8 protein-coding genes are annotated in these 8,814 nt (G+C 43.0%); 6 read left to right on the forward strand and 2 right to left on the reverse strand.

Translation table 11 applies throughout. The features are described 5' to 3' along the window. The first annotated feature begins 294 nt into the window (after positions 1-294). Together atpG and scpB are read left to right on the forward strand one after the other, a co-directional pair. A complete protein-coding gene (atpG, locus tag QM629_RS15140) occupies positions 295-1,176 on the forward strand; it encodes an ATP synthase F1 subunit gamma (protein ID WP_415160728.1) in 882 nt (293 codons plus the stop codon). Positions 1,177-1,254: 78 nt separating this feature from the next. Then, entirely contained in the window at positions 1,255-2,049 is a 795-nt protein-coding gene (gene scpB / locus QM629_RS15145; protein ID WP_415160729.1) for an SMC-Scp complex subunit ScpB, read from the forward strand. A 105-nt stretch (positions 2,050-2,154) separates the two neighbouring features. Here scpB and QM629_RS15150 read toward each other — a convergent pair whose 3' ends face one another. Continuing rightward, the gene (locus QM629_RS15150) at positions 2,155-2,610 is read right to left on the reverse strand and encodes an Hsp20/alpha crystallin family protein (RefSeq protein WP_415160730.1); all 456 of its coding nucleotides are present in this window, start codon (positions 2,608-2,610) and stop codon (positions 2,155-2,157) included. A 500-nt stretch (positions 2,611-3,110) separates the two neighbouring features. Between QM629_RS15150 and QM629_RS15155 the strand changes: the two genes are divergently transcribed. Beyond that, positions 3,111-4,547, forward strand: a complete 1,437-nt coding sequence (locus QM629_RS15155) for an alpha/beta hydrolase family protein (RefSeq protein WP_415160731.1) — start codon at positions 3,111-3,113, stop codon at positions 4,545-4,547. 1 nt (position 4,548) lies between these two features. Then, on the forward strand, positions 4,549-5,145 hold the full coding sequence (locus QM629_RS15160) for an ACP phosphodiesterase (RefSeq protein WP_415160732.1): 597 nt from the start codon (positions 4,549-4,551) through the stop codon (positions 5,143-5,145). A 171-nt stretch (positions 5,146-5,316) separates the two neighbouring features. Here the strand turns inward: QM629_RS15160 and QM629_RS15165 are convergent, their stop codons facing one another. Next, the gene (locus QM629_RS15165) at positions 5,317-5,772 is read right to left on the reverse strand and encodes a hypothetical protein (RefSeq protein WP_415160733.1); all 456 of its coding nucleotides are present in this window, start codon (positions 5,770-5,772) and stop codon (positions 5,317-5,319) included. A gap of 368 nt (positions 5,773-6,140) precedes the next feature. On the opposite strand from QM629_RS15165, the gene QM629_RS15170 reads away from it, so the two are divergent. Continuing rightward, a complete protein-coding gene (locus QM629_RS15170; protein WP_415160734.1) occupies positions 6,141-7,304 on the forward strand; it encodes a cystathionine gamma-synthase in 1,164 nt (387 codons plus the stop codon). A 354-nt stretch (positions 7,305-7,658) separates the two neighbouring features. Beyond that, positions 7,659-8,588, forward strand: coding sequence for an NAD-dependent epimerase/dehydratase family protein (locus tag QM629_RS15175; protein ID WP_415160735.1), 930 nt, complete (start codon positions 7,659-7,661; stop codon positions 8,586-8,588). Positions 8,589-8,814: the final 226 nt, after the last annotated feature.

The following is an 8,814-nucleotide window of genomic DNA, read 5'->3' on the forward strand; positions in this document are numbered from 1 at the left end:
CAATATCAAAACCGTTTCATTTGCCCACCGGTTGCACCGATGGCTATTTAAATTAAACCCCATTCGGGGTCCTTTATTAATCGTGTTTCTCCTAAGTTGACGGCTATGGTGGACACCCACCTGTAGAACCCGCTACCCGTCGGTGAGACACCGACCGGGGTGCCGCGTATGAAGCGAAAATTTGAAATGCGCCCAAAACTATGCGGTTTCCATTTTATGCAGTATTCCCTTACCTTCGCGGCAATTTTTTGGGTTAAACATTTTTAACCTTAAGCATTAAACTTCAAAACAGATATGCCAGGGCAGTTAAAAGAGGTTCGTAACCGCATCAGTTCCGTACAAAGCACGCAACAAATTACAAAGGCTATGAAAATGGTGAGCGCAGCCAAGCTGCGCCGCGCACAGGATGCCATTTTGCAAATGCGCCCATACACACAGAAGCTGCAGGAAATGCTGAGCAACATTGTAAGCAATATTGAAGGCGGCGCCGATATAAAGCTGGCTGCTGAAAGGCCTGTTGAGAAAGTGCTTTTGATAGTGATTACCAGCGACCGCGGCCTTTGCGGCGGTTACAACGCCAATATTGTAAAGCTGGCAAAACAGCTTGTTGCCGATAAATATGCCAGCCAGTTTGCAAAAGGAAATGTGGCCATCTGGAACCTGGGCAAAAAAGGCTATGAAAGCCTTACCCGTTCCGGCTATAAAACCAACAGTACTTACAGGGATATTTTTCTTCACCTGAAGTTTGAAAATGTGCAGGCAATTGCACAGGCGGCAGTAAAAGCTTTTGAGAACAGGGAGTTTGATGCAGTTGAGATTATTTACAGTGAATTTAAAAATGCCGCCACCCAGCGGTTTGTGGCGGAGCAGTTTCTGCCTATTCCCAAAGTACAACAGAAAAAAGGCGCTAAAAAGGCTGATTTTATTTTTGAGCCGGAGCAGGACAGGCTGATTGCCGGGCTGATGCCGAAAATTCTGAACACCCAGTTGTATAAAGCGGTGCTTGATGCCAATGCCAGCGAACATGGCGCCCGCATGACAGCGATGGATAAAGCCAGCGATAACGCCAATGAATTGCTGAAAAGCCTGCGTATTTCTTACAATCGTGCCCGCCAGGCAGCTATTACCACCGAGCTTACAGAAATTGTAAGCGGTGCAGCGGCGTTGCAAGGTTAAACCCCATCCTCCCGGAATAAATCCGGGACAGGCCTAAAAGGGGAGAACTTAACTCGTAAACAAGTGAACTTGTGAACTTTGGAACTTAAAGCTATCATTCCACATATTGAAGCCTTAATTTTTACCAGTGAAAAACCATTGACGGCTTTGGATATTGTTGAGCTGATCAATAATGCGCTGGGCTTTCTGGAAGAACGCATCAACCTGGACCAGGTGGAGAGCTGTATTGAAGGCATACGCGAAAAATACCAAAGCGAGTTTTATCCTTTCGAAATGAAAGAAAGCGGCGGCGGCTGGCAGTTCCTCACCAAAAAAGATTATCATAAGACCATTGCGCAGCTAAACGGCGACAAGTTTTTGAAACGACTTTCCACTGCGGCTATGGAAACCCTGGCCATTATTGCTTATAAACAACCCATTACGAAAGGTGAAATAGAAAGCATCCGCGGCGTAAACAGCGATTACAGCATTCAGAAACTGCTGGAAAAAGAACTGATCGTAATTACAGGCCGCAGCGAACACCTGCCGGGCAAACCGCTGGTGTATGCCACATCCAAAAGCTTCATGGATTATTTCGGCATCAATTCTTCTGAAGACCTGCCTAAAATAAAAGAAGTTTTTGCCGGGGAAATGGTGCAGCCCACGCTGGTGAATGAAGCCGATTTTAAAACGGCGGAAGCGGAGAGCGATATTATTATTGAAGTGGAGGAAGGCTCAACGGGCGAAACGACTATTGAAACACCGGAGCCTGACACAAACCAAAACGAAGAAAATCCAGCAGGGGATTCTAATTTATCGGTGAATGAAAGCGGCGATATTGTTGAGGCAGACGAACCGGGCGATTCAGAAGATGAAGATAATAATGATAGATAAATTCTGCGGTGTTTGCAGACAACAATTTCATGATAGCATTATGGATATTATACAACAGAAGTTGCCTTTGTTAAGGCAACTTCTGCAAACAACACAAAATTCACATTAAGCTATTTCTATAAGCTTAGGTTGTTTTTGTTTGGCATGCTCCTGCTTGGGAATATGCAGTTTTAAAACGCCGTCTTCATAGCCGGCTTTAATGTTATCAACATCAACCACATCTTTTTGCAACTGGAGTGTTCTGTAGAAAGACTGGTAGCTGAATTCTTTCAGGTAATACTTGTCATCTTCCCTGTTCTGTGCGTTTTCCATTGCTTTTTCAGAGCTGATGATAAGCGTATTGCCATCCAGCCGGATCTTAAAATCTTTTTTGGTCATGCCTGGGGCAGCTACTTCTACCTCGTAGCTGTCATTGGTTTCCCGGATGTTCACTGCCGGAATTGTGGTGTCGGTGTCTGAATAATTGGATGAATTCCAATTGAAAAAGTCACGATTGAAAAAATCGTCAAACAGCATGGGCAGGCGATTCATTAAACTGCCGTTTCTTTTTACAAGTGTCATAAATGCCTCCTTGTTTTTTATTAGTTAACATTTATAAATTTTAGAATAAAAAAACAACATGCGTACCAGATTTACTTGCCGGAAAACAAGCCTGAAAAAGTTTCAGCAATGTTGAAATATTTTCAGTTTTTAAAAGTCAATTTTTCAGCTATAGCGTATTCAGATTAAGATGCGGCAAAGCTTCGATCTTTTGATTGCCGGAGAGGGCATATATTTCTTCTTTTTGATAAAGTTGTTTCTTTAATTCAGCTCTAACCTTTAATGGCACCGTTATGTTCATTTCATAGCAATGTTTTTATTTAACTTTTCTTCCGCTCGATTACTGTTGCCTAACCGATTTGATGGGCAAAGCATTGCGCGTAATTATATTTACTTTGCCGGGATACGGGTATCTTAGACGCCTGAAAATGATGATGATTGTGCTGGCACACCGGTTTGCAGGCAAGCCTGGGTTTTTGAGCGGCCATGAATAACCGGTAAATCAAATAAAAATTACAGGCATGAAGTTAAAGCTCTTAATAATAATCATGATAAGCCTTTTTGCTATTAATGGTGTAAACGCCCAGGCAAACTTCTCAGGCGTATGGAGCGCCACGCTAAAAATTGCGGGGAATATCAGGCTTATACTGCACGTAAAACAACTGCCCGATGAAACATATACAGCCACATTCGACAGCCCCGATCAGAAAACAACAGGCATTCAATGCGATACCATATTCATATTGAAGGATGCCGCGGGAAGCGAAACGCTTACATTCACCATTAATAAGTACAAGGTAAGCTATACCGGCAAACTGCTGAATGATACAACGCTTTCCGGCACTTTTACACAGGTAGCCAATGTGCCGCTCGATTTTCACAGGGGTGTGGTGCCACCGCCGCCTGTGGTTATACGCCCGCAAACGCCAAAGCCGCCGTTTCCATACAGGAGCGAAGAAATTGTGTATAACAGGAATGGTTTACAATATGGCGGAACAATCACTATTCCACAGGGTAGTGGAAAATTCCCGGCCATCCTGTTAATTACTGGTTCCGGGCAGCAGGACCGGGATGAAACAATATTCAGCCATAAACCTTTTGCCGTGCTGGCAGATGCACTTACGCGCGACGGGTTTGTTGTGCTTCGGGTTGATGACCGTGGCATTGGCAACAGTACCGGCAATTTTGAAGCATCCACTTCAGCAGATTTTGCAAAAGATGTAAATGCCTCGCTTGATTATTTAAGATCAAGGCCTGAAGTAAACGATAAAAAACTGGGCCTGCTGGGCCACAGTGAAGGCGGCATGATTGCGCCCATGGTTGCCTCGGCAAGAAAAGATGTAAAGTTTATTGTTTTGCTTGCGGCGCCCGGTGTAAAAATCATAGACCTGATGGCGGAACAAAATGCGGCCATCATGCGATCCGCAGGCATTGACGCTTCTTTTTCAGAAAGCTTTAAACCGGTTTATACCCAATTGATATCTATCATAACCAGCGCACCGGATTCTGCATCCGCCATGGCCAATGGATTGCCAGTTTTAACCAGGTGGCAGTCCACAGCAGATACGGCTAATCTCAGGAAACTTGGATTTAAAACGCCTGATGACAACAGGGAATATATTAATGAACAAATAGCTGCTACTTCAACGCCCTGGTTTACATACTTTATACAGTTTAACCCACAGCCCTATCTTTCCAAATTAAAAAAAATAAAAGTGCTTGCCTTAAACGGCAGTAAAGATATACAGGTGGTGGCGAGCCAGAATTTGCCTGCCATACAAAGCGCATTAATAGGCGGCAAAACAAAAAAATTTGAAGTAAAGGAACTGCCGGGCCTCAATCATTTATTCCAGGCCTGCAATTTGTGCACCGTAGCAGAATATGGAAAATTGCAGGAAACCATATCGCCGTTTGCATTGCAAACAATTACGGACTGGCTTAACAGAAACGTGAAATAACATGAACTACCTTGCCCATGCCTGGCTTTCATTTCATCAGCCTGAAATATTGGTGGGCAACATGATAAGCGATTTTGTAAAAGGCAAAAGACGTTTTGAATATAATGCAGCCATTCAAAAAGGCATAGCGCTTCACCGCAGCATTGATGCGTTTACGGATGAACATGAAGCAACGAGGGAAGCAAAACAATTCTTTAAACCCGCTGTTGGTTTATATGCAGGCGCATTTGTTGATATAGTGTATGACCATTTTCTTGCGCGCGACAGGCATGAATTTAAAGAGGACGGCCTGCTGCAATTCTCACAGTTTGTTTATGCAGTGCTTGATAAAAACATAAGCGTGCTGCCGGAAAAATTTGCCCGCCTGCTGCCTTATATGAAAAGCGATAACTGGCTGTATAATTATCAAACCATGCATGGAATAGAACAAAGCTTTGCAGGACTGGCAAGGCGTGCAAAATACCTTACCGGCAGCAGCACAGCGTTTGCAGCTTTTGAAATAAACCATGGGCAGTTACAGCAATGTTATGCCAGGTTTTTCCCGGAAGTGAAACGATTTGCCTATGATGAATCAAGCAGGTTAAACCAGCCAAAGTGAAGCCATGCTATTCGCAGTTTTAAAAGCATAGTGTTAAGCTAAGAACGGAATTGTGAAACGGTGAATGGTAAGAGCGTGTGCGCACAACAGGCCACTCACCATTCACTAAAAAAGGCTTTACAGTGGCTTGCTGTAAAACCTTTTATCAATATGCATGCAGGCTTAAACAATCTAATTCTTTGCTGTACCGGAGGCATCTTCATAATCAAAAACATCTTCACTGTTCACCGTTCCATCCGCTGAAATATTCAGGCAGTATAATTTGTTTTGCTTAAGCATTTTAATATCATACTGTGTGCTGTTTTGGGTAGTGGTTTCTGTAACACCTTTTATCACACCATCACCCACCTTTTTATTCAGCAGCATTACAATATTCGTGGGCAGGCCTTTGCCATCGGAATATTTCCAGGAGCGCACAAAGCCTCCTTTTTTGCTGTATAATATTTTTTCAAAATTTCCATTCTGGTAAAACCCAACGAAGTACCCGTTGTTAGTTTCACTCCATTTTACGTTCTCGGCATTTGGAAAGGTTTTTTTGAATTGTTCTATAATTTTTGAACCGGGCGCTGCTGCTACAGATAAGGCCATTAATAATCCGGCCGCACAGGAAATCAGAATCTTTTTCATAACATACAATTTTTATTCTTTTTTAAATTTTACTGGCTTTTAATAATCGAATGTATATGCAGCAATAAGTGTTTGCAAAGCGGTTATACATCACTGGTTTGTTAAAGAAATTAAAGAGCATACCCCGGCAATGATGTTACATTCCTCAAATAAAAAAACAGGCGGTTAAAGCCGGATATTTAACCGCCGAAATAAATATCTCACCGCAGGCCTTCCCATTTCACATTTGTTAAGTTGTGTTAAACCAATGATGAACGGTTGATGGCTATATCAATATGAAGCAGTTTTTGTAATCTTTGCAGCTAATAAAAAAGGCAGCTCCAACAAGAGCCTGGATATATAAATTGAATTCAATAAAGCATATTTTTATGAGCAATGAAGCAAAAGCATATACAGGGATAGGCACAAAATTTATACATGCCGGTGTGGAACCCGATCTGTCAACCGGGGCGATAATGACACCGATTTACCAAACTTCAACCTATATTCAGGCTGCGCCGGATACGCATAAAGGCTATGATTACTCACGCGCCGGCAACCCTACCAGAACTGCTTTGGAAAACGCCTGCGCACAAATTGAAAATGGTAAATATGGTTTAGTGTTCAGCAGCGGTGTTGCAGCAACGGATGCCGTAATAAGGTTATTAAAACCGGGCGATGAAGTAATTGCTTCCAACGATATGTATGGCGGCACTTACCGTTTATTCTCAAAGCTGTTTGAAAAGTTCGGGATTGAATTTTTATACATCAACCAGCAGGATATAAAAAATATAAGCAATGCCATAACCGCGCGCACAAAACTTATCTGGGTTGAAACGCCAACCAATCCTTTAATGAATATTGTTGACATAGCCGCCGTAACGCAACTGGCTAAACAACATAATATACTGGTTTGTGTTGATAACACTTTTGCGTCTCCTTATCTGCAAACGCCTTTGGATTTGGGTGCAGATATCGTAATGCATTCGTCAACAAAATATCTTGGCGGCCACAGCGATGTGGTGCAGGGTTGCTTGGCAATGCAGGATAAAGCGCTGCGAGATGACCTGTATTTTATTCAGAAAAGCAGCGGCGCAGTGCCCGGGCCGCAGGATTGTTTTCTTGTTTTACGCGGCATTAAAACCTTGCATGTGCGTATGCAAAGGCATTGCGAGAACGGGGAAATGATTGCCAATTATCTGCGCCATCACCCAAAGGTAGCAAAAGTATATTGGCCGGGTTTTGAGGATCATCCAAACCATGCCATTGCCAGAAAACAAATGCGCGGCTTTGGCGGCATGATAAGTTTTGAACTGAAAGATGAAAGCGCAGCAGAATTAAAAAGGGTGGTAACATCCACAAAAATTATTGCGTTGGCAGAAAGCCTTGGCGGTGTGGAAAGTTTAATCAATCACCCGGCAACCATGACGCATGCTTCCATACCAAGGGAAGAAAGAATAAAAAATGGTTTGAAAGATTCGCTCATCCGTTTAAGCATTGGTATTGAAGATGCAGATGATCTGATCGAAGACCTGAAGCAAGCGATAGGTTAATGAATTTATTATAAGAAGTCAGAGACTTCACGCATAGGCCTGCGAAGTCAGGAGACTATAGCTGTTCGAAACCATTTTCTTAAAGCCTCATAGAGGCTTAAGGTGTGTACAATGCTGCCCGTAATGTTTCTTTACCGTTCCATTGGAACGGAACGTTTACATGTACCACACCTACGGTGTGGAAATCCCCCCTGGCACAATTATTTCTACACACGTGGGCGATCATACGGATCGCGGATCGCTAATGCAGATTTCGAACACTTGTGGTCGGAGACTTCGCAGCGCCGCTGAATAAATGCCCTGTTCATCTTAATGTAACAGGGCATTTGTATTTTTAGGGATAATATTGATTGTATGCTACACACCATTCTCGGCGCAAACGGCAGCATCGCCAATGAACTGTTGCCTGTATTATTACAACACAACGAGCAGGTAAGATTGGTGTCAAGAAACCCAAAGCCTGTTGCCGGCGCTGAAACAATAGCAGCCGATGCAGCAAGCTATGAGCAGGTTTTACAAGCCATTGAAGGTTCCGGCATCGTTTATCTTTTAATCGGGCTTGAATACAGAACGGATGTATGGCGCAAACAGTGGCCTGCGATTATGCAGCATGTGATCAACGCCTGTAAGGCAACCAATGCAAGGCTTATATTTTTCGACAATGTTTACATGTATGGCAAAGTAGCCGGGCCAATGACGGAAGAAACGCCATTTAAACCTGGCAGTGAAAAAGGCAAAATACGGGCTGCTGTTGCCACAGCGCTCTTAAACGAAATGGAGGCCGGCCATATTAAAGCGCTTATTGCCCGGGCCGCTGATTTTTATGGCCCGCATGCCGGTGCAAAAAGTGTTATCGGCGTTTTGGCATTTGATAAGCTATTACATAACAAAACGCCGCAGGTAATGGTTACGGCAAAGCCGGTGCATTCTTATACCTATACAAAAGATGCAGCGGAAACTTTATATATTTTATCGCAGCACGAAGAAGCATTTGGGCAAACCTGGCATTTGCCCACTGCCTCACCTGCATTATCATCAACCGAATTTATAAATATGATTGCAGATGAATTGAATATGCCGCATAAAATACAAACCATTCCGAAGTTTGTTATTTCAATGGCAGCTTTATTTAATCCGCTGATGCAGGAACTGAAAGAGATGCTGTACCAGAATGAATATGATTATGTTTTTAACTCATCGAAGTTTGAAAAAGCATTTCATTACAGGCCCACGCCCTATAAGGAGGGCATAATAAAAACCATTGAATGGATGAAGGGCCGGTGAAATGATTTGACCGGGGATAACAACTATAAGCCTGGATATCAAAGCTTAATCAGGCTACCTGAAACAAATTTAGAGATACGCCATATAGCTGTAAAAGCAGGGTATAAACAGCAGTATTCCAAAGATTGCGCGGAACTACACAGAAACAGCGTATAAATACGTTCATCTTTTGTCGTTTAGTTCGGTATCTTTATTTAAAGAAAAAGCAAATCCCGAAGAATCTTGC

This window comes from Parafilimonas sp., from assembly GCF_047606085.1.
Lineage (GTDB): Bacteria > Bacteroidota > Bacteroidia > Chitinophagales > Chitinophagaceae > Parafilimonas.